This window comes from Streptomyces purpureus, assembly GCF_014648195.1.
Taxonomy (GTDB): domain Bacteria; phylum Actinomycetota; class Actinomycetes; order Streptomycetales; family Streptomycetaceae; genus Streptomyces; species Streptomyces purpureus.
The window spans coordinates 61,158-82,286 of sequence record NZ_BMQQ01000032.1 but is presented as its reverse complement, the minus strand read 5'-3'; the positions used below and the strand labels follow the sequence as shown (position 1 = coordinate 82,286).

Below are 21,129 nucleotides of genomic sequence, written 5' to 3'. Positions count from 1 at the left end.
AACGGCGTGCCTTCGATCGGTCTGCTCCAGGTCATCAAGCCGACCTTCGACGCCTACCACGTCCCCGGCACCAAGAATGACCAGTACGACCCGGTCGCCAACATCACCGCCGCCTGCAACTACGCGGCCGCCCGCTACGGCTCCATCGACAACGTCAACGGCCCCTACTGAGCCGACGGTCGCCCCTAGGGCGGCATGTGGCCGGCACTGCCCATCAAGGGCAATGCCGGCCGCTTTGTTTCCGCTCAGGAGACGTGTGACTCCCGCTCCTCGACGGCTGCCGGCCGGTCCCCCTTCCGTGCCGCCAGCACGATGAGCACTCCGGAGACCGCGCCCACGAAGAACGGGGACGGCACAAGAAGTACGCCGCCCAGCACGCACCACACCGCGAGGCCCCAGCCGGTCCAGGCCGGCACGCTCACCCCGCGACCGGCGAAGTGCCATATCAGGCACCCCAGCAGAACCAGCGGCACGGAGAAGCTCCCTGGGCCCGCCCAGAAGGTGACGACGTTCGTCAGGGAATCCACCGTCTCCGGCGCCCCCTCCGAGAGGTCAAGGGGCACGGCTGCCCACACCCCCCGATCGACCCAGCCGGCGATGTCGGCCGAGGCGGCGAGCGCCAGCAAGGACAGGTGCCCCACTCCCAGCACGAGCATGATCGCGCTCGCCCAACGGAGCAGTCGCTTCCGGGAGTTCATCAGGAGCTCTCCTTCTTCCGTCTGTACGGTGCCGTAAAGATCGTCTGTACGGTACCGTACAAATGAAACGCGACGAACGGAGGTGGCCCGATTCCCGCCGTGCCCCGTACCCCACGAGCCCGCTGGATCGAAGCGGGCCTCGAAGCCCTCGCCCAAGGAGGACCCGACGCGGTACGCGTGGAGACCCTCGCCGCCGAACTCGGCGTCACCAAAGGGGGGTTCTACGGATACTTCGACGGCCGCGCCGCCTTGCTCGCGGAGATGCTCGACGAGTGGGAACGCCGCTGCACCAAGGAAGTCCTGGACCGGATCGACGCCGAAGGCGGAGACCCGGCCGATGCGATCCGGCGCGCCGGGCAGAGGACGTTCACGGAGGACTTCCACCGGATCGACCTTGCGGTCCGGGCATGGGCCCACCATGACCCGTCCGTGGCGGCGCGCCTGCGGCGCGTCGACAACGAGCGCATGGAGTTCCTGCGGCGGATGTTCGGCGCCTTCCTCACCGACCCCGACGAGATCGAGGCCCGCAGCACCCTGGCCTTCGCCCTCGCGATCGGCCGGCACTTCATGGCCGTGGACCACCCCGGCCGCACCCACCGGGAAGCCGTCCACCTCGCGGGAGAGTACCTTCTGCGTTCTGGACGAGCGTGACAACGGCAGGGCACGAGAGCCCGCCGCGCCCGGGAGCGTAGGGTCGGGTGCATGGTGCATGTGCTGTCCAGCCGGATCCTGCTGACGCCCACCGATCCCCAGCGCTCCCGCGACTTCTACGGCGGCGCTCTGGGCCTCGCGGTCTACCGCGAGTTCGGCACCGGGCCCGACCGGGGGACGGTGTACTTCCTCGGCGGCGGCTTCCTGGAGGTCTCCGGCCGCTCGACCGACACCCCCGCGACGCCCGGCATCAGACTGTGGCTCCAGGTCGCCGACGTACGCGCGGCCCACGAGGAGCTCCTCGCCCGCGGCGTGGAGATCCTGCGGCCCCCGAAGGAGGAGCCGTGGGGCCTCGTCGAGATGTGGATCGCCGACCCGGACGGCGTACGCATCGCCGTGGTCGAGGTACCTGAGCAGCACCCCCTGCGCTACCGGCCCTGACGACACTTCGTTGAGCGCGGCGGCGAGTCTGCCGCGCGCGGCGGGACCCCGCGGGTTTGGATAGCTGGGTTGTCGGCCCGGCGCGTGGAGGGTGGTCGTGGATACGGACGGAGAGCAGTACGTGGAGAGGCTGCGCTGTCTCGTTACGGGCGCCTCCGGGTATGTCGGTGGGCGTCTGGTGCCGGAGTTGCTGGAGGCGGGGCATCAGGTTCGGTGTCTGGCCCGTTCGCCGGGGAAGCTTCGTGACCATCCGTGGGTCGGGGATGTCGAGACGGTCCGGGGAGATGTCACGGACGCGGAGTCGGTCGCGGCGGCGATGCGCGACATCGACGTCGCCTACTACCTGGTGCACGCTCTGGGCTCCGGCGCCGGTTTCGAGGACACCGACCGCGACGCCGCGCGCGTCTTCGCCGAGCAGGCGGAGGCTGCCGGCGTGCGGCGGATCGTCTACCTCGGAGGGCTCACGCCGCAGGGCGTGCCCGAGCAGCTGCTGTCGCCGCACTTGCGTTCCCGGTCGGAGGTCGGGCGGATCTTTCTCGAGTCCGGGGTGCCTGCCACGGTGCTGCGGGCCGCGGTCGTCATCGGCTCGGGGTCGGCGTCGTTCGAGATGCTGCGCTATCTGACCGAGCGGTTGCCGGTGATGGTGACCCCCAGTTGGGTACGTACGCGCACGCAGCCGATCGGGATCCGCGACGTACTGCGCTATCTGGCCGGCTCGGCCGGCATGCCGGACGACGTGGACCGGGCGTTCGACATCGGCGGGCCGGATGTTCTGACGTACCGGGAGATGATGCGCCGCTACGCCGTGGTCGGCGGCCTGCGGCGGCGGCTGATCGTGCCGGTGCCCGTGCTGACTCCGGGGTTGTCCAGCCTCTGGGTGGGACTTGTCACGCCGGTGCCCGCCTCGATCGCCCGGCCGTTGACGGAGTCCCTGCGCCACGAGGTCGTCTGCCACGAGCACGACATCGCCCGGTACGTGCCCGACCTGCCGGGCCGGCCGATGCCCTTCGACGAGACGCTGGCGTTGGCCTTGCGGAGGGTGCGGGAGGCGCAGGTGGTCACCCGCTGGTCCTCCGCCGCTGTTCCGGGCGCGCCCAGCGACCCGCTGCCCACCGATCCGGACTGGGCGGGTGGCAGCCTCTACCACGATGAGCGCGAGCTGCCGGTCGACGCGTCGCGGGAAGCGCTGTGGAAGGTGGTCGAGGGTATCGGCGGTGACAACGGCTGGTACTCCTTCCCGCTGGCCTGGGCGGTGCGCGGCTGGCTGGACCGTTTCGTGGGCGGCGTCGGTCTGCGCCGTGGCCGGCGGGACGCGGAGCGTCTGCGCGTGGGCGACTCGTTGGATTTCTGGCGGGTCGAGGAGATCGAGCCCGTACGCCTCCTGCGGCTGCGCGCGGAGATGCGGCTGCCGGGCCTGGCGTGGCTGGAGATGTACGTCGAGTCGGACGCCGAGGGCCGTACCCGTTACCGGCAGCGCGCCCTGTTCCACCCCCGCGGCCTTCTGGGCCACGTCTACTGGTGGGCGGTCTCGCCTTTCCACGCCGTCGTCTTCGGCGGCATGGCCCGCAACATCACGCAGGCCGCCGCCAAAGGCATGAGCGCGCGGCGGAGTGCCCCGCCCGCCGGCCGTATCCGGCGCCGCCGTGGCAGGCGAGGGCCGCGGCGATGAGGCCCGCGGCCCCAGCACGCCCCGTCCGTGCGAAGGCCGCTGACCCTATTTGCTGTGCACGATCTGGATCAGGTTGCCGCAGGTGTCGTCCAGTACGGCGGTGGTGACCGGGCCCATCTCCAGCGGCTCCTGGGTGAAGCGCACCCCGAGCTCGCGCAGCCGGCTGAACTCCGCGTGGACGTCGTCGACGGCGAAGGACGCGGCCGGGATGCCGTCCTCGACCAGCGCCTCCTTGTACGGCTTCACCGCGGGGTGGCCGTCGGGCTCCAGCAGCAGTTCGGTGCCGTCGGGGTCCTCCGGTGAGACCACGGTCAGCCATCGGTCGTCTCCCAGCGGGACCTCGGTCTTCTTCCGGAAGCCGAGCACCTCGGTGTAGAAGCGCAGGGCCTTGTCCTGGTCGTCGACGAAGACGCTGGTCAGGTGGATCCTCATGGGGTGCTCTCCGGTGTGTCGGGCCTGAGCCACTGGGTCACGATGCGCTCAAGGGGTTCGGTGTTGAGGTCGTGGAGGGTTTGACTGGCCTATCAAGTCGGGGGCGGCACGTCAGGGGGCACGCCGACCGTATTCGATGAGATCGGACGTTCTAATCTGGCCGTCGACCGAAGGAGGCGGCACATGGCCGACGTCAGGGATCTGATCTGCTACCCGATCAAGGGATGCGCGGGCACGTCGATGAGCGAAGCGCTCCTCACGCCGGCAGGTCTCGCGCACGACCGCAGTTTCATGGTCATCAGCGAGGACGGGGTCTACCGCACCCAGCGCCGCGACCCACGCCTTGCCGTGATCCGACCCCGCATCAGCACCGACGGCACGCGGCTCACGCTCGACTCGACCGACACCCCCGGCCGTTACGGCACCTTCCGTATCGACGTGACCACGTCCGCACCGCGCCGCGACGTCGATCTGTTCGGCGCCGCCTTCAAGGGGATCGACCAGGGCGACGATGCCGCCGCCTGGCTGTCGGATGTTCTCGGCACCCCCAGCCGCCTGGTCCGCGTGCCGCCGGAGCACGACCGGGTCTCCGACGGCCACACCCCCGGCCCCACCGGCTACGCCGACAGCAGCGCCGTGCACCTGCTGTCCCGCGCCTCCCTCACCCTCCTCAACCGGCGGATGGCCGAGCATGGCGCCCCGACCCTGCCGATGAATCGCTTCCGCCCGAACATCGTCATCGACAGCCACCCCGGCCCCGGCCATGACGGCGACGGCGGCGACTGGGCAGCCGTACCCCATGCCGAGGACCGCGCACGCCGTATCACCATCGGCAGTGCCGAGTTGGGCTACACCAAGCTGGCGGTGCGCTGTGCGGTGACTCTGGTCGACCAGGAGCTCGGGGCCCGCCAGGGGCCGGAGCCGCTGCGTACGCTCGCGGGCTACCGGCGAGCGCCGGGCGGGGGCGTCGTGTTCGGCACGAAGTTCTCCGTCGTACGCCCGGGGAAGCTGTCGGTCGGCGACGAGGTGACCGTCCAGGAGTGGGGCGACGCCGAAGCGTGAGAACACCGCCGATCGGTGCCCGCCCCGGCGGGCGGGCACCGGCCGGCCGTCCACGCTCAGGACGTCAAGCCGTCGCCGTCGTCGCGGTGGGACACGCTGAACTCCGACGGCCGCGGGAGCGCCCCGCCCGCGGCGATCCGCAGGAACGCGTCCAGGGTGCGGTGGTTCTTGCGGGTGCACTGGTCGTAGACGATGCGGCCCCGGGCGGTCGACGCGGCGCCGCTGCGGACCCGGTGGGTGCCGACGAGGTCGCACTGGACGTAGCGGATCTGCGGGGCGCCGGCCGCGACGTCGTACTCGTGCGCGACGAGACCGGGGGAGTGGCTCCTGAAGCCCTGGGCGGTGTCGGAGCACTGGTCGAAGGTGATGTGGCCGGCGTTCCAGCGGCTGAAGATGACCTGGGAGAGAGCGTTGCGGAGCTCGAAGCGGACGTCGCGCACGGAGAGATGCTGTACGGAGTCGGCGTGCCCGGCCACCGGTAGATGGATGAACCGGCTCATCTGCCCGTCGGGCCGCCGGCCCTTGATGATGTAGGAGCCGCCGTCGAGCCGGATGAACCCACCGCGGTCGAACCGGATGAAGTCGCCCCAGTCGTACTCCACCTTGCAGTTGGTGAACCAGAAGTTGAGGAACTGATCCTGCTGGGAGTGGGCCGGCGTCATGCCGGACCAGAGGAACGCGGTCGCGTACGAACCATTGATGTGGCAGCCGTCGAACCGCATCTCGGAGTTCGTGTTCGAGGCCGCCGGCCCGTCCAGCCCGATCCCGTACGCCCAGCTGCCTCGCCACTCGCAGGACGACCACGCCCAGTCCTGGCACGCGCCGGTCGACGACGAATAGAGGTAGGCGCCCTTGGGATTCGTGCCGCGGAAGCTGACGTGCTCCCAGCGCACGCCCATCCACCGGTCCTGGTTGGTGAGCATCGGCCCCTCGCCGGACCACACGATCTCGGTCGCGCGCTTCGCGATACCCCGGATCGTCAGTCCCTGCGCCCGCCCGGCTCTCGGCACCATCCAGGGCCGGGAGATGAGATAGGGCCCGGGACCGAGGAGGACGGTGTGGCGGGCGACCGGCACGCCGCCGCCCGCGTCCGGTCTCAGTCCAGTGTCGATGTGTTTCATCATCCGTATGAAGGCGTCCGTGCAGTCCCTCCCGGCGACGGCCCCGAAGTCTTCCGGGCGGACGACATGGTCCGGCTGCTTGAGCTTGGCCTCAAGTTCGAGGACGCGCGCGGACAGTGCCCGTACGGTCTCGGTGAGCTGGTCGTGGTCGTGGCCGTGGTCCTTGGCGGCGGGGACGGTGGTGGTCATGGTGCTCCTTCTTCGGCGAAGTCCTGGCCGAAGGCTGCCCGCGGAAGCCGCCTGACGTCGCGTCATATTCGAAGGAAGTTCGTGCGCCGCTCAGCCGCTGTCACGGCTCGGCCCCAGCGCGCGGGCGATCTGGGCGGTGATGGCCGGGATGACGTCCGTCATCTCCGGCCGCCATCCGGGAACGGCGTTGACCTCGCAGATCACGAAGGTGTCATCGGGCCCGAAGAGCAGGTCCACCCCTGCGACCGCGAGGCCCAGGGCCTGCGCGGCACGTACGGCCAGTTCCTCGGCTCGCGGATAGTGGCCCGCGCAGAGCGTGGCCTGTCCGCCCTTCGCCAGGTTGGACTTGAGAGTGTCGCCGCGTGAGGTGCGGATCTGGGCCGCCACCGGCTTGCCGTCGACCACCACCACACGCAGATCACGGCCGTGGGAGTGGTGCACATAATCCTGGAAGAGCAGAGGCACCTGCTGGGAGAGGTTGCCCTGGACGTCGTGCAGCATCCGTTTGTCGGATGCCAGGAAGACCTCCCGTCCCTTGCTGCCCCAAACGGACTTGACCACACAGGGCGCCTCGAAGTGCGGGCTGTGCAGCACGCCCTCCAGCGGGGCGTTCGCATAGGAGAGCGTGTCGGGCACCGGCAGCCCCGCCAGGGCCAGCGCCTGCAACTGCTGGAACTTGTTGCGGCACGCGAGATGTGCGTCCACCGGATTCAGCATGGTCGCCCCCATCCGCTCCAGATGACGCAGGAGGGTGACCTCACGCGCCTCATGCATCGAGCTGGGCATCTGACGCACGCACACCACCTTCGGCGCCGGCACCTCCGCACCGCCCAGCGTGTACAGGACCAGCCGCCCGTCCCGGACCCCGAGAACCAGCTCATCGGTGCGCCAGAGCGCGAACCGGGAACCGTGGGCGTCCTTCAGGGCCTGAGCCAGTCTGAGCGTCGAGGCCAAAGGCACGGTCGGGTGTTCCCGGACCAGCAGCCACACGTCAGCTTCCTGCACCGTCATGTGTTCCATCTGACTTCGTGTCTCCCTGTCTGTGGCGGCGAGCAGGCCGAACGTGAGCGCGCGCACCATATCCTCGCCGATCTCCACGCCCCGCCGGCCCCAGCGACAGGATCTTCGCGGGCAGGGGCATGCCCTGGTGGGCGGGTCGTACGACAGGGGAGGCGCACGCAGGTGAGACGCCGCGTCCCCCGATCACGACCGCGGCCCCGTAAGGGTCAGCGGTCCTGCCTCTCCCCGTCGTCCACGCAGAGGACCGGCACCGGCTGGACCTGGTTGTTGGCGAATCCGCCGCGATTCCACGGCTGCCGGACCGGCTGCCGGTTTCCCCGCGAGTCCGTCGCGCGTGCGCAGAGGAGATGCCGACCCGGTTCGGCGGACCAGCGCAAGCGCCACCGGCGCCAGGCCCAGCGCCCCGTGCCGTCGGCGGACGGGGCCTCCAACTCGGCGGCGTGCCAGGAGGCGCCGTCGTCCGTGCTCACCTCGACGCCGGTGACCGTGCCACGACCGGACCAGGCACGACCCTCAAGCTCGACGGGGCCCGGCCGGACGATGCGCGCCCGCGACATGAAATCCGGAAACCCCGGAGGAACCAGCAGGGCGCGCGGCGCGATCCGCGCGACTGGCTCGCCCTCCTCGTCAGGGTTCTGCCGCAGACGGTAGGCGACCGTCTGCTGGAACCCGGTGAAGGGCGTGTCCACGACGGTGATGGCGCGCAGCCACTTCACATGCGCCATGCCGTACCAGCCCGGCACGACGAGCCGCAGTGGATAACCGTGCTGCGGCGGCAGCGGGACACCGTTCATGGCGTACGCGACGAGCACGTCGTCGTCCTCTTCGCCCATGGCCACGTCCAAGGGCAGAGCGCGCTCGTAGTCCTGCTCCACCCCACGCTCGACCCCATGGTCCGCGCCGGTGAACACCACCTCCACCGCATCGGACGCCACACCCGCCTCGGCGAGCAGGTCGCGCAGAGGCACTCCCGTCCAGTCAGCCGTTCCGACGGCCTCCGTCAGCCACGGCTGGCTGACGGGTCGCGGCGACAGCAGGGCGCGGCCGTTGCCCGCACATTCCAAGGTCACGCGCCGGGTGGCCGGGGGGCGTGCCCGCAGCTCGCCCACACCGAGCGTGAGCGGACGACGCACCCGGCCGCCGACCGCCAGCTCCCAGCCCTCACCGTCCGCCCAGGGGATGTCGTAGTGGGTCAGGACGTAGTGCAGTCCCGGCGGCGTGACGTCGTACCGCAGCGCCTCAAGCGGCAGACCGTGATTACGTGCCGCCAGCGCCAGCTCCTCCCGGCTGATCCCTTCCTCCGGGCCGGCCAGCCTCGCGGGCGCACTGACATCACCGAGACGCTGCCCCATACGCCCAGTCTGCGCCCGTCCCGGCGTGGACGACCACCGGAGCCGGTGTCGTACGAGACCGACCGGCCCGCCCCGGTCGCGGCGACGCCGACGGCGACGTACACCTGGATCATGAGCGATGAGAAGTCGTCATGGCACCCGGGTGAGATCGTCCCGTCCAGCGGGATCTACGAGTGCGACTGCGGCGGTGAGCACCACTGGAGCACCGACGTGAAGGGCCACCGCTTCCCGCCACTGCCACCGGTCTGCATGGGCGAGTACTGGACTCTGAAGGCCCAGGCCCACCCGGAGGAGAACGTCGGCTGATCCGAGGGGTGGCCCGCTGTCCGGTTTACGTGTCCGAAACAGGTTCTCGGCAGACCCCGCGGCATGAAGATCGAACAGGTTTCCTGGCTGGACTCGGACGCCATCGTGCTGCGCGAACGGCAGCGCGCCGAGATAGCCGCCAGATACGGGACTCCGGACAGCGAACCCGGAGTGGCGCCCTCTGCGACGGACGTCGCGGTGTTCTTCGTGGCCCGCGACGATGACGGCACCGCCGTGGGATGCGGAGGCCTCCGCCCCCTCGGTGAGGGGGTGGGCGAGGTCAAGCGCATGTACGTGTCCCCGGCCCGGCGTGGCTCAGGTGTCGCCACGCTCATCCTCCGCGCGCTGGAGGACTGGGCGCGTGCGCAGGGATGGGCGAGCCTTCGGCTGGAGACGGGGGATGGCCAGCCCGATGCCGCGCGCTTCTACACGCGCTCCGGCTACGGTCGGATCCCGGATTTCGGTGCTTACGCCGGTGTGGAGGGCTCCCTGTGCTTCGAACGCCTGCTCTGACATGTCGGTGGGGTCACGTCGGCTGCACGTGCGGCTGGCCTCCTGGGTAGGCATTCGGTACCGGGTGCGAGCTGGGCGGATGCACGAGACAGCCGCCGCTCTGGCGAACGCACGGAACTGAATCGCCGTAGAGGACAAGAACTGACCTATATGGCGGGCACGCTGTCTTCCATGACGACATTCCGTGGCCTCGCCACCATCCGCTACCACGCCGACGACCTCGCCGCCGCCCGCGCCTGGTACACCGAAGTCCTGGGCCTTGAGCCGTACTTCGAGCGCGGCGAGTACATCGAGTTCCGGCTCGGCGACCACCTGCAGGAGTTCGGCATCTCGCGTACTCCCTCCGCTCCCGTCGGCGTCGTCGCGTACTGGCACGTGGACGATGTCGACGCGGAGATGGCCCGGCTGCTGACACTCGGCGCCAAGGAGTTCGAGCCGCTGCGGAATTACGGCGACTTCCGGGCCGGCGCCGTGCTCGACCCGTTCGGCAACATCCTCGGGGTGATGCACAACCCCCACTACCTGGAGGTGGTGAGCGCACGCGGCTGAACGGGGCCGGCCTCACCAGGGACTTGTGGCTCGGCGCCTTGATGGGCGGGGACCAGCCGCCGTCCCTGGTCGTGGGCTCCGATGCGCCCGCCGACGGCTGAGGCGCGGCACCCGGGGAGGGATCGATTGGCTGCCGGTCACACGTCCCAGGTGACCGGGAGGCTCTTCAGCCCGTAGATGTCCGCCGTCTCCGGGCGCAGGCCAACTTCTGCAGCCGGTACGGCCAGACGCAGCGTGGGGAAGCGGTTGATCAGCGCGGGGATCGCCACGCGCATCTCGACGCGGGCCAGCTGCTGCCCCAGACACTGGTGGATGCCGTGGCCGAAGGCCAGGTGCCCGCCGTCCTGCCTGCTGAGGTCGAGCACATGGGGATCGGCGAAGCGCTCGGGGTCGCGGTTGGCGGTGTTGTACGACAGGACGACCGTCGTCCCGGCCTCGATGGTCTGGCCGCCCACCTCGACGTCCACCAGCGCCGTCCTCATGAACGACTTGGCGACGGTCAGATACCGCAGCAGCTCCTCCACGGCCCGGTCGGCGAGCGAGGGCTCGGCGCGCAGCGCGGCCAGCTGCGCCGGGTTCTGGAGCAGTGCGAAGGTGCCGAGGGACAGCATGTTCGCGGTGGTGTCGAAGCCGGCGGCCAGCAGAATCAGGCTGATCCCGCGCAGCTCCTCATCGGTCAGATCGCTGTCGGTGAGTTCGCTGAGCACGTCGTCGGTGGGGTTCGCGCGCTTGGCTGCCACCAGCTCCGCGAGGTACTGCTGGGTCGCGGTGTACGCCGCTATCAGCCCCTCCTCGCTCGTCTCGCCCCCCATGAACGTGTCGATCTGCTCCTGGAAGGAGCCCCGGTCCTCGTACGGCACCCCCAGCAGCTCGCAGATGACGATGGTGGGGATGGGCTTGGCGAACGCGCTCACCAGGTCCGCCGACGGCCCGGCCTTCTCCATGGCGTCCAGACAGTCGGCGGTGATCCGCTCGATGCGCTCGGCGAGCAGTCGCATCCGCCGCACGGTGAACTTCCCCACCAGCGGCTTCCGGTAGCGCCCATGCTGCGGCTCGTCCATGAGGAGGAACTCGCCGGGCGGCGCCGGAGGCACCTCGAAGTCGCCCACGTTCAGCAGCTCCTTGCGCGAGCTGAACCGCGAGTCGGCCAGGACCGACCTCACCAGGTCGTACCCGGTGATCAGCCAGCCGGGCTTTCCTCCGGGGTGGGTGAATCGGCTGATGGGGCCGTGCCGGCGGGCGTCGAGCAGCTCGGCCGGCGGGTCGAAGGGGCAGCTGGCCTGACGTGCCGTCGGCAGAGTCGTGACGGTGTGGATGGATTCACCCATGGCGATTCCTCATCTCGCGGCGATGGCTGTTTAGCACATTGCGAAAGCTACGTTGCATTCATAATCCCGTCAATCTATGGAAGTGCGTTCCCCCAGGTTGTGCGCCATAAATTGATGCAATGACGCTGAGCTCGAATGCAACGCTGCATTGCAATGGGTGGCGGTGAAGGCAATACTGGCGGCATGCCAGGAGGACGACTGACCCAAGAGGACCGACGGCGCATCGCGACCGGACTCGCCGAAGGGCTTTCGTACGCGGAGATCGCCCGGCGGATCGACCGTCCGACCTCGACGATCAGCCGGGAGATCGGACGTAACGGCGGCCCCGCCGGCTACCGCCCCCAACAAGCCCACCGCGCAACGGCCCAGCGGGCGAGGCGTGGCACACCGGCACCCCCGCGCGCGGACGGATCTCCCGGCGGCCGGATCGAAGAGGAGATCATCGAGCTGGCGGTCCGGTCGGGGCTGCCCAGGATGACGGCGCGCGTGCACGTGGACCTGCTGCTGTCCGAGAACGGCCGGCGCACCGCGGCCGAGCTGACCCAGAGGCTGCAAGTCAGCCCGGCCTCCGTGTCGTTGGCCGTGAACTTCCTGGTCGAGCAGGGGTACGTCCGGCGCGAGCGCGATCCGCGGCGCCGTCGCGACATCTACGTGGTCGACGACGAGGCCTGGTACCACTCGATCGTGATCAGCACACGCCAGACACTGGAGTCGGCGCAGGCCGCGATGGCGGCGGCGGAGACGTATGGACCCGACAGCCCCGTGGGGCAGAGGCTGGCCAAGGCGGGCACGTTTCTGGAGCGGGTCGTCCACGACATGCTGACGTCGGCGGACCGCTGGCGCACCCTCCTGAAGTGACGGGTCTCAGCCGAGCCGCGGGAGCGACGGACTCCCGCGCGCCCAGGCCTCTCGAGACGGACCGCGACTACATGATCGCCCGCGTCACGGGTCGCCCCTCGCGGCGGATTCAGGACTGAGTACGCCCCCTTCTCACCGTGCCCCGTGGGGCTCTGGAGGCCCCTGGGCCAGCACAAACGTGCTCCTCGCGCGAAGGCTGGCCAAGGGACGCGGGCTGTGCAAGCCTCAGCCTCGCCTCGTCATCGTGTGGCCGACATCCGGGGGTTGACGTGTCGTTCCTGAGTGAGCCGAAGGCCATGATCATCGCCGCCGTGATCGGGGCGGCGGCCATCGTTGTCGCCGCCCTGATAGCCCTCGCGGGAGCGAGGGGCGGATCCACCAACCAATGCACGGCGGACAACAGCGCCCAGCAGCACTGCACCAACACGAACACCGGCACGGGCAAGGGCTCCGGCCGGTGAGAGGGAACGTATCCGGGGCCCTCTCCCGGGGTCGTTGGGGCGTTGCCGGCCCCTTCGCGGCGTTGGCCCTGCTGGCCGCGCCGCTGACCGCGTGCACCACCAACACCTGCGAGGGCGACCGGGGCGGCTCCACCGTCTGCGTGAACAACGGCTCCGCCCCCGACGCGGACATCAAGTACAAGCAGCAGGTGGTGACGGCCTGCGGTCAGCTGCGTGCGTCCTCGCGGTGGGTCCCGCCCGCGGACCGGGAGAGCGGTCGGCTGGCCTACAACAAGAGGAAGGTCCTCGAGGCTCTGCGCACCTCGCACGCCGAATACCGGGGCGCGCTCGACACGCTGTGGCGGCAGGAGACGCCCGGACCGTTCAAGGCGCGTCAGGCGACGGCGAAGGCGGCGGGCGATGCCTGGCTCGCGGACGTGGAGCGGTTGTTCAAGCGGGCGGAAGTGGAGCTCCCCGACCCGATACCGATCGACGGCTACTACGTGGTCTCGGACCTCAAGGAGACCGCCAGCCGACAGGCGTTCCTGCAGGCCATGACAGCGCTCGGCGAGAAGGAGTGCAGTCTTGAGGAGGTGACGGCGTCGTAGCGCCCGCCGTCGAGGGGCGCGGCGTACTTCACGGCAGCGGCGGTGGAGCCCGACAAGGTCGCCCTGCGCCGGCCGCCGGAGCAGATCGCGGCCCTCTTCTTCGGACTGCTCTTCACCCAGCCGCGTACGGAGGACGAGCCCGACCTAACCCCGCAGGAGCTGGTGGACGTCTTCCTGTACGGCGCGCTCTCGGGAGGCGCCAAGTGAGCGCGCGCAGAAGGCGCCTGGGGATTACGGGCCTGGCCGTTTCGGCCCCCGTCCTGGTGTGGCTGATCGCGGACCCACTGCTGGGGCACCGGCTGCGGATCGCCGACGGCGAGCAGACGCTCGACATCGGCGCCGTGCCCGTGGCGGTCGTCGCACTGCTCGCGTCGCTCTCCGGCTGGGGACTGCTGGCCGCCCTGGAGCGGTTTGGGACGCGGCGAGCCCGCGCCATCTGGACTGGGGCGGCCGGCGCCGTACTGGCTCTGTCCTTCCTGCCGTTCATCGGCGACGGTATGGACGGCGGCACCCGGTTCTTCCTCGCCCTGATGCACCTGGCGGCGGCGGTGCTGATCCCAGGGCTGGGCGGCAGGCCACGTGGGGCCGGAGCCGGTGCCGCCAAGGGGTGATCGCCGGCACCAGGTACGCCTCGACAGCACCAGATGGAGGCAGCCCTGCGGCCACCCGTGATCATCAGTGTGTGAAGACTGAGGATCAGGCGCCGGCCGCTGGTGCCCACACGGGACAACGCTCAACCCTGCGACCCCTGTTCGGAGTCTCGTGAGTCACAGGGAGCATCACGGCTCCCCGTGACGAACTGGAGGTCACTGTGAAGCAAGGGTCCGTACGTAGCGCCTCGCTCGCTCTGGCATTGGGACTGGTCCTGGGGGCGGTCACGCTCACTTCGTCCGCGCACGCGGCACCGTCAGAGCCCGGGCCCTGGCACGGGCGCGCGCACAGGCCCGGGCACGAGGCAACGCGGGCGGCCTTGCGGGATCTGGTGGACAAGGGCGGATTACCTGGCGCGTCCGCCCAGACGCAGGACGGCAGGAAGCGGTGGTTCGGCGCCACCGGCTACGCGGACACGGCCACCGGCCGCGAGCGTTCGGCCCGCGATCACTTCCGTGGGGCAAGCATCACCAAGACGTTCATCGCGACCGTCCTGCTCCAGCTCGAGGCGGAAGGAGCCCTGAGCCTGGACGACACGGTCGAGGACTGGCTACCCGGTCTCATTCAGGGCAACGGCTACGACGGCGGCGAGATCACCTTGCGGCAGCTCCTCAATCACACCAGCGGTATCGCCAACTACACCAACGACGAGGCGTTTCTGCACAATGCCGCGGGCCTCGGATTCCCGGAGCACCGGTACGACACCCACACGCCCGAAGAACTCGTGGCGATCGAGCTCAAGTACCCGCCGCGGCCCGACCCGCAGAAGGCGCCGTCGTACTCGAACACGAACTTTGTGATCGCCGGAATGGTCATCGAGAAGGCCACGGGCCGCTCGTACAGCGAGGAGGTCACGCGCCGCATCATCCGGCCGCTGAAGTTGCGCGAGACGTCCTTCCCCGGCACGGCACCGCACATGCCCACACCGCACCCCGTCGGCTACTCCCGGCTCCACCAGGACGCTCCTGACGCCGAGATCCACGATGCCACCGAACAGAACATGACCTGGCTGGGCGCCGCCGGCGACGTCATCTCCACCACCGGCGACCTGAACCGCTTCCACCGCGCTCTGATGCGGGACGGGTTGCTGCCGCCCGCGCAGATGAAGGCGATGCTCACCGAGGTACCGATGGCGCAGGGGCTCGGGTACGGGCTCGGCGTCGAGATCGCGACGCTGTCCTGCGGTGTGAAGGTGGTGGGCAAGAGCGGGCGTACGAACGGCTCGCTGTCGGCGATGGTCGGCACGGAGGACGGGAAGCACCAGCTGACGTTCAACGCCAACGGCGACTGGCTGCAGGACGATTCGCTGTACGTGAACGTGATCGAGGCGGAGTTCTGCGGCACGTCCCCGGCCAGTGCCGAGAAGCCGTCGGCCCTGGCGCGGCAGCTCATGCGGTGATCGGGCAGCCGCGCGCTGCCCCCGCCTCGGTTCCGGTCACCCCTCGGTGGGCGGCGCGAAGGTCTCGGCGGGGCCGAAGTCGGTGAAGGTGGCCTTGTTGACGCTCGGAATGCCGTACATGTCCATCCGCTGTTCGAAGCGGATGGTGCGGCCCTTGCTGTCGATCCACTGGTCGCAGTCAAAGCCCGTGACGCCCTTGGCCTTCATTGAACGGTGCGTACGCGGATCGACGGACGCCACCTGGTCGATCTCTAGATGCCCGGCCAGGTGGTAGGTGGGGATCCCGCCCTGGTTCTCCATGCCCTTCTTCGCCGAAGGACCGCCGGCGAGCAGGAGCTTGGCGTAAGCGCCGTAATCCGCCTGGTTGTTGCCTGCGGCACGGGGAGCCTTCACCCAGTTGGTTCCGGCCTTGCGGTTGCGGAAGTAGTTGGCGTCGGTCGTGGTCACGGTCTCCATCCAGAGGGACTGGGAGGCCGGGACCTCGGCCGAGCTACGGATCTCGCTCCGACCGGTGAAGAGCGCGTTGAAATTGCTCCGGCCGGTCATGGTCGACAGCGGCCGGCCGGCAGCCTCCGTCGTGATCTTCACGTTCGCCGCATAGGGCGTCTTCTCGGCATTCGCGAGGGCCGCCTCGGGCTCGAAGGCCCCCGCGACGGGCGCGGCGGAGGTGGCCGGGGCTGCAGCTGTCGGGGCGGCTGTCCCGCTCGGAGAGTCCTGGCAGCCCGACAGGGCGGTGAGGGCGACTGCGGCGGCGACGGTGAGAACCGCGTGGCGACGTATGGAGTTGGTGATCATCGTCCGGCAGCATGCCACACAAGCCCCGCAGCTCAGCATGAATATTCGCCCAACGTCGGAGACTCGTCTCGATCTCGCAGGATCCCGTATATCGCGGGCGTATCGAAAATCGCATACGCCACCGCAACGGCCCTGCCTCTCCAATGAGGGCATGAACCACAACGCCTCCCCGCCGCCACCGCCCCGCCGCACGCGCAGGATCGTGCTCGTCGGCCTGGCGGTCCTCGGCATCGCGAGCGCCGCGTTCGTCGTACGGCGGCCGCTGATGATGCCCGCTCCGAGGTGTATGGCCGGGCGGTGGCACGGCTGCCTCGACACGTTCAACGGTGTGGTGCTCATGACGTTGGTCACGCTGCCGTTGGCCGTGCTGGTGGCGTGGGCCCTGGCGCGCCTTCGGCGTGCCGCCGGCGTCACGTCGGCGTGGCGGATGTCGCTGGCCGAGGTGGGCATGGTCCACGGGACGGTGCCGTTCCTGTGGCTGACGATGATGCCGGGCGCCGGGGCCGGCATCGTCCCCGGCCGGGTGAGCCTGGTACCGCTGCGGGACCTGGTCACCATGGGACCCCTGGGGACCGTCGGCAACCTGCTGGTCTTCGCGGCGCTGGGGTTCTTCGCCCCGATGCGGTTCGCGGCGCTTTCGTCCGTACCGCGGATCCTCGCGCTGGGGGCGGGCTGCTCGATCCTCGTCGAAACCGCGCAGTACGTCCTGCGGCTGGACCGGGTGTCCTCCGTGGACGACGTACTGGTCAATGCCGCCGGCGCCGTGCTGGCCGCGCTGGCGTCGCGCCGGTGGTGGCGCACCGCGGCGGAAGCGCCGGCGGACCGGCCTCGTCCTGCGGTGGGAGCGCCGGCGGACCGGCCTCGTCCTGCGGCGGAAGCGCCCGCGGACCAGCCTCCCCCCGCGCCGACACCGGCAGGCTGAGCCGCGTGCCCGGTGCGCACACGTCGTCGCATACGCCGGCGATATCTCGTGCTGCTTAGGCTTCCCACATGCGCGTACTGATCGTGGAGGACGAGCCGTACCTTGCCGAAGCCGTCCGTGACGGTCTGCGGCTGGAGGCGATCGCCGCCGACATCGCCGGCGACGGCGACTCCGCCCTGGAACTGCTCAGCGTCAACTCCTACGACCTCGCGGTCCTCGACCGCGACATCCCCGGCCCCTCCGGCGACGAGGTCGCCCGGCGCATCGTCGCCTCCGGCAGCGGCACCCCGATCCTCATGCTCACCGCCGCCGACCGGATCGACGACAAAGCGTCCGGGTTCGAGCTCGGGGCCGACGACTACCTCACCAAGCCGTTCGAGCTGCGGGAGCTCGTCCTGCGCCTTCGGGCGCTCGACCGCAGGCGCGGGTACGCCCGACCCCCGGTCCGCGAGATCGCGGGGCTGCGCCTCGACCCCTTCCGCCGGGAGGTCTTCCGCGACGGACGCTACGTCGCGCTCACCCGCAAACAGTTCGCCGTGCTCGAAGTCCTCGTCGCCGCGGACGGCGGAGTCGTCAGCACCGAAGAGCTGCTGGAACGGGCCTGGGACGAGAACGCCGACCCCTTCACCAACGCCGTCCGCATCACCGTCTCCGCACTGCGCAAACGGCTCGGCGAACCCTGGATCATCGCCACGGTGCCGGGCGTCGGCTACCGGATCGACACCGGCGGTCCGCACGTCGAAACCGGCGGTCCCCGCGTCGAAACCGGCGGTCCCCATGAGTAGACGCCCAGGACTCAGCGCCCGCCTGAAACTCACCCTCAGCTATGCCGGACTCGTCCTCGTCACCGGCGCAGTCCTCCTGGCCGTGGTGTGGATGTTCCTGCTGCGCTACGTGCCCGACAGCTCCCAGGGCTTGCTCGGGATCTCACCCAACCGGTACCTCCTCTCGCGCATCTTCGGTCGCGCCGCGGCCGTAGCCCTGGCCTTGCTGCTCCTCTTCGGCCTCCTCGGAGGATGGATCCTCGCCGGCCGGATGCTCGCACCCCTCACACAGATCACGGCCGCGGCACGGAGGGCCGGGACCGGATCGCTCTCCCACCGGATCCGCATGGCAGGCCGCCAGGACGAGTTCCGCGAGCTCGCCGACGCGTTCGACACCATGCTTGAACAACTCGAGTCGCACGTCGCCGAGCAGCGTCGGTTCGCCGCGAACGCCTCCCACGAACTGCGCACCCCGCTGGCCGTGTCACAGGCGCTGCTCGACCTCGCCCGCCGGCACCCCACCCAGGACCAGGACGAACTCCTCCAACGCCTGCAGGCTGTCAACACGCGCGCCATCGACCTCACCGAGGCCCTCCTGCTGCTCAGTCGCAGCGACCGCGGGAACTTCAGCCGGGAGAGCGTCGACCTCTCCCTCGTCGCCGAAGAGGCCGCCGAAACCCTCCTCCCCCTCGCCGAACAGCGCGGGATCACGCTCGACGTCACCGGTGGAGCGACTCGGACCAGCGGCTCGGCGGAGCTCCTGCTTCAGATGGTGACGAACCTCGTCCAGAACGCCGTCGTCCACAACCTCCCCGCCGGCGGCACCGTGACGGTCCACACCGAAGCGCAGGACGGCGCGAGCGTGGTACGGGTCGAGAACACGGGCCATCCCGTGCCCACGGAACTCGTGCCGACCCTCACCGAACCCTTCCAGCGAGGGACGGAACGCGTACGCACGGACGAGCACGCCGGCGTCGGCCTCGGCCTGGCCATCGTGCACAGCGTCGTCCGCGCCCACGACGGAACCCTCGACCTCGTCCCACGCCCCACCGGCGGCCTCGTCGCCACGGTCCGGCTTCCGGGAGGTCAGGCCTCCGGGGCCTTGCGTGGGACGGTCTGCTGAACCGCCCAGCCGTTGCCGTCCGGGTCCGAGAAGTAGACGAACGACCCCCACGGCTGGTCGTCGATCTCGCTGACCTCGATGCCCCGGGCGGTCAGTTCCGTATGCGCCGCCTCGATGTCCGCGACCACGACCTGCATGTTGTCCAGCGAGCCGGGGGCCATCCGGGTGAGGCCCTTGCCGAGGGCGATCGAGCAGGCCGATCCCGGCGGGGTGAGCTGGACGAACCGGATCTCCTCGCTGACCGTCACATCGTGGTCGGTGTGGAAGCCGACCTGTTCGTAGAAGGCCTTGGCCCGGTCCACGTCCGTGACGGGGACGGCGACCAGCTCCAGCTTGATGTCCATCGTCCGCTCCTCGTCCGCTCCTCGTCCGCTCCTCACAGGGCGCCTGCCACGGCCGCTGCCGGCCAGGGCGGGTGTACCGCTGGGGCCCGACGTCGGGGTACGGGAAGACCTGACCGCGCTCGATCGCAGCGTACGCGGTGTCGGCGCCGTCGGCACTCGGCGTACCGCGTACGGTCCGCGGCGTACGTTCCGCGGTACGCGGTACGCCGAGTGAGGCCTTGCCGTGGCGAGGGCAGCGATGGCATGCTCACGCACATGATCAAGAGAATCGAGTCCAGCGTCCGCCGGTGAGCGAGATGCCCGGGACCGAGATGCCCGGATCCAGGACCACGCTGTTCGAGCACGCCCTCCGGCTGCACGAGCTGACACCCGACACCCCTCTGCCTCGTGACGGCGAGCCGTACCCCGACAAGGAGCGGCGCCTCCGTAGGCCGCAACCAGCCCATCCACGCGAACGTGATCAGGTCGGGGTCGAGGTCGCGGCCGTCCTCGATGAGCACTTCACCGACGTACGGTCCGTGCCCGGCCAACTCGTCGGCCGCTTCCACGACATCCACGTACCCATCCACCCCAACCCGCGCATCAACGCCGCTGCCCTGCGGGCAGGAGCGAGGGCCAGGGAGGCCGGGCGCTGGCTCGTCAGGCACGGAACCGAAACGGACGATGTCGTCGTAGGGCTGGCCTTGCTCGCCGCGGCGGGCACCGCCGACGACGTTCCGTACGTCCGGACCATCGGGCTCCTCTCCACCACCTTCGGCCCGCTCGCGGCCCATGCGATGGAGCGGCTTCCCGACGGCGGGGAGCCGCTCCTCTGGCTGGCGGACCGAGTAGCCGGCTGGGGGCGGGTCTATGTGGTCGAGGCGCTGTGCCGGCTGGCCGAAGGCCGTCCGAACGTCCGGCACTGGCTGCTGCGGAGGGCCGTCGACGGAGACTTCCTCAACGGATACTTCGCCGGCAAGGTGGCCCAGGCCACGGCGCTCCACCGGGCCCTCACCGAATCCGCCGCGGACCCGGAACTCGTGGACCACGCCGGCATGCTGCTGGACGCCCTGACCTACTCCCAGGGCATGGGTATGACCCTCGCAAGCTATCCGCACGCGGAGGAAGTGCTGGCCGCGCACTTGCGTCACGTTGAGCGCCTGGGGCCTACCCCGGGTCGGTCCTACACCGCCGCATCCCTTGCGAGGAGCCTCGGTGAAGGCGGCGACGGTGGCTCGATCGGACCCGTCTCGCGGTGGCAGACCTACCGGGACGGCTACGCGGCCCTTCTTGCCCGGGACGACTGGTGCGGGACGGCCAGGAACGCGCTGGCGGCAGACGACCACAGGACGGTGTAATCACGGGACGGGGGACTGGGAGGACTGTGAGGCCCCCGGTGAGGGCCAGTTAGGGTCTGGACCATGTCTGCAGTCACTGAACCCACGCCTGTTCACACTTTGCGCCCCGCGACCCGTGCCGACCTGACCGCGGTACTGGCTCTGCTCGCCGACGAGGAGCGGGTGGTGGACCCGGCGACGGTTGTGGTGACGGAGGCGTATGAACGCGCCTTCGCGGCGATCGACGCGGACCCGCGCAACGAAATGCTGGTCCTCGCCGACGACGACGGCACGGTGGTGGGGTGCCTGCAGGCGACGTACATCCCGGGCCTCGGCAAGGGCGGAGCCGAGCGCGCCCTCGTCGAGGCGGTACGGATCCGCGCGGACCGGCGCGAGGATGGGCTCGGCCGGACCCTGATGGCGCACGCGATCAGAAGGGCACGCGCGCGTGGCTGCGTGCTGGTGCAGCTGACCAGCAACAAACAGCGCGAGGACGCGCATCGCTTCTATGCCGGACTGGGCTTCGCACCCAGCCACGAAGGGTTCAAGCTCGCGCTTTAGGGGCGGGTGGTCGTCGT

At 70.0% G+C, this 21,129-nt stretch carries 26 protein-coding genes and 2 pseudogenes; 19 read left to right on the top strand and 9 right to left on the bottom strand.

Going from position 1 to position 21,129, the window contains the following annotated elements; translation table 11 throughout:
* Positions 1-171, top strand: a 171-nt coding sequence (locus IEZ01_RS29640; protein WP_189204770.1) for a transglycosylase SLT domain-containing protein, incomplete at its 5' end; no start/stop codon positions are given.
* 74 nt (positions 172-245) lie between these two features.
* Here IEZ01_RS29640 and IEZ01_RS29635 read toward each other — a convergent pair.
* Positions 246-698, bottom strand: coding sequence for a DUF6463 family protein (locus IEZ01_RS29635; protein WP_189204760.1), 453 nt, complete (start codon positions 696-698; stop codon positions 246-248).
* A gap of 90 nt (positions 699-788) precedes the next feature.
* Between IEZ01_RS29635 and IEZ01_RS29630 the strand changes: the two genes are divergently transcribed.
* The 3 genes from IEZ01_RS29630 to IEZ01_RS29620 all read left to right on the top strand — a co-directional run bounded on the left by IEZ01_RS29630 (position 789) and on the right by IEZ01_RS29620 (position 3,459).
* Entirely contained in the window at positions 789-1,349 is a 561-nt protein-coding gene (locus tag IEZ01_RS29630) for a TetR/AcrR family transcriptional regulator (protein WP_040875080.1), read from the top strand.
* 51 nt (positions 1,350-1,400) lie between these two features.
* The gene (locus IEZ01_RS29625) at positions 1,401-1,790 is read left to right on the top strand and encodes a VOC family protein (RefSeq protein WP_019883894.1); all 390 of its coding nucleotides are present in this window, start codon (positions 1,401-1,403) and stop codon (positions 1,788-1,790) included.
* Positions 1,791-1,887: 97 nt separating this feature from the next.
* Complete coding sequence (locus IEZ01_RS29620; protein WP_189204758.1) at positions 1,888-3,459, top strand: SDR family oxidoreductase; 1,572 nt, start codon at positions 1,888-1,890, stop codon at positions 3,457-3,459.
* 45 nt (positions 3,460-3,504) lie between these two features.
* Here IEZ01_RS29620 and IEZ01_RS29615 read toward each other — a convergent pair whose 3' ends face one another.
* Entirely contained in the window at positions 3,505-3,891 is a 387-nt protein-coding gene (locus tag IEZ01_RS29615) for a VOC family protein (protein WP_189204757.1), read from the bottom strand.
* Positions 3,888-3,965, bottom strand: a pseudogene (locus IEZ01_RS35935) (transcriptional regulator); the annotation flags it as partial. The pseudogene IEZ01_RS35935 and the gene IEZ01_RS29615, both read right to left, overlap by 4 nt.
* A gap of 109 nt (positions 3,966-4,074) precedes the next feature.
* On the opposite strand from IEZ01_RS35935, the gene IEZ01_RS29610 reads away from it, so the two are divergent.
* Positions 4,075-4,953 carry an MOSC domain-containing protein gene (locus IEZ01_RS29610; RefSeq protein ID WP_189204755.1) on the top strand — a complete coding sequence of 293 codons (879 nt, stop codon included), beginning with the start codon at positions 4,075-4,077 and terminating at the stop codon, positions 4,951-4,953.
* A gap of 56 nt (positions 4,954-5,009) precedes the next feature.
* Here the strand turns inward: IEZ01_RS29610 and IEZ01_RS29605 are convergent, their stop codons facing one another.
* The 3 genes from IEZ01_RS29605 to IEZ01_RS29595 form a co-directional block, all read right to left on the bottom strand.
* Positions 5,010-6,263 carry a hypothetical protein gene (locus tag IEZ01_RS29605; RefSeq protein WP_189204753.1) on the bottom strand — a complete coding sequence of 418 codons (1,254 nt, stop codon included), beginning with the start codon at positions 6,261-6,263 and terminating at the stop codon, positions 5,010-5,012.
* Between the two features lie 90 nt (positions 6,264-6,353).
* Positions 6,354-7,361, bottom strand: coding sequence for an ATP-grasp domain-containing protein (locus tag IEZ01_RS29600; protein WP_229833281.1), 1,008 nt, complete (start codon positions 7,359-7,361; stop codon positions 6,354-6,356).
* A gap of 128 nt (positions 7,362-7,489) precedes the next feature.
* Positions 7,490-8,635: a sulfite oxidase gene (locus IEZ01_RS29595; protein WP_189204751.1), complete on the bottom strand. Its 1,146-nt coding sequence runs from the start codon at positions 8,633-8,635 to the stop codon at positions 7,490-7,492.
* Positions 8,636-8,680: 45 nt separating this feature from the next.
* On the opposite strand from IEZ01_RS29595, the gene IEZ01_RS29590 reads away from it, so the two are divergent.
* The 3 genes from IEZ01_RS29590 to IEZ01_RS29580 all read left to right on the top strand — a co-directional run bounded on the left by IEZ01_RS29590 (position 8,681) and on the right by IEZ01_RS29580 (position 10,003).
* Positions 8,681-8,941: a hypothetical protein gene (locus IEZ01_RS29590; protein WP_229833280.1), complete on the top strand. Its 261-nt coding sequence runs from the start codon at positions 8,681-8,683 to the stop codon at positions 8,939-8,941.
* Between the two features lie 63 nt (positions 8,942-9,004).
* Positions 9,005-9,454, top strand: a complete 450-nt coding sequence (locus IEZ01_RS29585; RefSeq protein ID WP_189204749.1) for a GNAT family N-acetyltransferase — start codon at positions 9,005-9,007, stop codon at positions 9,452-9,454.
* Between the two features lie 171 nt (positions 9,455-9,625).
* Positions 9,626-10,003: a VOC family protein gene (locus IEZ01_RS29580; protein WP_211231188.1), complete on the top strand. Its 378-nt coding sequence runs from the start codon at positions 9,626-9,628 to the stop codon at positions 10,001-10,003.
* Positions 10,004-10,140: 137 nt separating this feature from the next.
* Here the strand turns inward: IEZ01_RS29580 and IEZ01_RS29575 are convergent, their stop codons facing one another.
* Positions 10,141-11,331 (bottom strand): cytochrome P450, encoded by a 1,191-nt coding sequence (locus IEZ01_RS29575; protein WP_019883882.1) that lies wholly within the window; start codon positions 11,329-11,331, stop codon positions 10,141-10,143.
* Positions 11,332-11,514: 183 nt separating this feature from the next.
* On the opposite strand from IEZ01_RS29575, the gene IEZ01_RS29570 reads away from it, so the two are divergent.
* The 6 genes and pseudogenes from IEZ01_RS29570 (at position 11,515) to IEZ01_RS29545 (ending at position 15,287) form a co-directional block, all read left to right on the top strand.
* Positions 11,515-12,189: a MarR family transcriptional regulator gene (locus IEZ01_RS29570; protein WP_189204747.1), complete on the top strand. Its 675-nt coding sequence runs from the start codon at positions 11,515-11,517 to the stop codon at positions 12,187-12,189.
* 269 nt (positions 12,190-12,458) lie between these two features.
* Entirely contained in the window at positions 12,459-12,650 is a 192-nt protein-coding gene (locus tag IEZ01_RS29565; RefSeq protein WP_158685632.1) for a hypothetical protein, read from the top strand.
* Complete coding sequence (locus IEZ01_RS29560; RefSeq protein WP_189204745.1) at positions 12,647-13,237, top strand: hypothetical protein; 591 nt, start codon at positions 12,647-12,649, stop codon at positions 13,235-13,237. The genes IEZ01_RS29565 and IEZ01_RS29560 overlap by 4 nt, the downstream gene beginning before the upstream one ends.
* Before the next feature lie 33 nt (positions 13,238-13,270).
* A pseudogene (locus tag IEZ01_RS29555) lies at positions 13,271-13,444 on the top strand (TetR family transcriptional regulator); the annotation flags it as partial.
* The gene (locus tag IEZ01_RS29550; protein ID WP_189204743.1) at positions 13,441-13,848 is read left to right on the top strand and encodes a DUF6069 family protein; all 408 of its coding nucleotides are present in this window, start codon (positions 13,441-13,443) and stop codon (positions 13,846-13,848) included. The pseudogene IEZ01_RS29555 and the gene IEZ01_RS29550, both read left to right, overlap by 4 nt.
* A gap of 200 nt (positions 13,849-14,048) precedes the next feature.
* Positions 14,049-15,287: a serine hydrolase domain-containing protein gene (locus IEZ01_RS29545; protein ID WP_189204741.1), complete on the top strand. Its 1,239-nt coding sequence runs from the start codon at positions 14,049-14,051 to the stop codon at positions 15,285-15,287.
* 36 nt (positions 15,288-15,323) lie between these two features.
* Here the strand turns inward: IEZ01_RS29545 and IEZ01_RS29540 are convergent, their stop codons facing one another.
* Positions 15,324-16,082: a hypothetical protein gene (locus tag IEZ01_RS29540; protein ID WP_019883875.1), complete on the bottom strand. Its 759-nt coding sequence runs from the start codon at positions 16,080-16,082 to the stop codon at positions 15,324-15,326.
* Positions 16,083-16,233: 151 nt separating this feature from the next.
* Between IEZ01_RS29540 and IEZ01_RS29535 the strand changes: the two genes are divergently transcribed.
* The 3 genes from IEZ01_RS29535 to IEZ01_RS29525 all read left to right on the top strand — a co-directional run bounded on the left by IEZ01_RS29535 (position 16,234) and on the right by IEZ01_RS29525 (position 18,891).
* Complete coding sequence (locus tag IEZ01_RS29535) at positions 16,234-17,004, top strand: VanZ family protein (RefSeq protein ID WP_189204739.1); 771 nt, start codon at positions 16,234-16,236, stop codon at positions 17,002-17,004.
* A gap of 68 nt (positions 17,005-17,072) precedes the next feature.
* On the top strand, positions 17,073-17,789 hold the full coding sequence (locus tag IEZ01_RS29530; protein ID WP_189204737.1) for a response regulator transcription factor: 717 nt from the start codon (positions 17,073-17,075) through the stop codon (positions 17,787-17,789).
* Positions 17,782-18,891, top strand: coding sequence for a sensor histidine kinase (locus IEZ01_RS29525; protein WP_189204735.1), 1,110 nt, complete (start codon positions 17,782-17,784; stop codon positions 18,889-18,891). The genes IEZ01_RS29530 and IEZ01_RS29525 overlap by 8 nt, the downstream gene beginning before the upstream one ends.
* Here the strand turns inward: IEZ01_RS29525 and IEZ01_RS29520 are convergent.
* Positions 18,855-19,235, bottom strand: coding sequence for a VOC family protein (locus IEZ01_RS29520; protein WP_019883871.1), 381 nt, complete (start codon positions 19,233-19,235; stop codon positions 18,855-18,857). The genes IEZ01_RS29525 and IEZ01_RS29520 overlap by 37 nt on opposite strands.
* A 296-nt stretch (positions 19,236-19,531) precedes the next feature.
* Between IEZ01_RS29520 and IEZ01_RS29515 the strand changes: the two genes are divergently transcribed.
* Positions 19,532-20,572 (top strand): hypothetical protein, encoded by a 1,041-nt coding sequence (locus IEZ01_RS29515; RefSeq protein ID WP_229833283.1) that lies wholly within the window; start codon positions 19,532-19,534, stop codon positions 20,570-20,572.
* 63 nt (positions 20,573-20,635) lie between these two features.
* Positions 20,636-21,112, top strand: a complete 477-nt coding sequence (locus IEZ01_RS29510) for a GNAT family N-acetyltransferase (protein WP_189204731.1) — start codon at positions 20,636-20,638, stop codon at positions 21,110-21,112.
* Positions 21,113-21,129 lie beyond the last annotated feature (17 nt).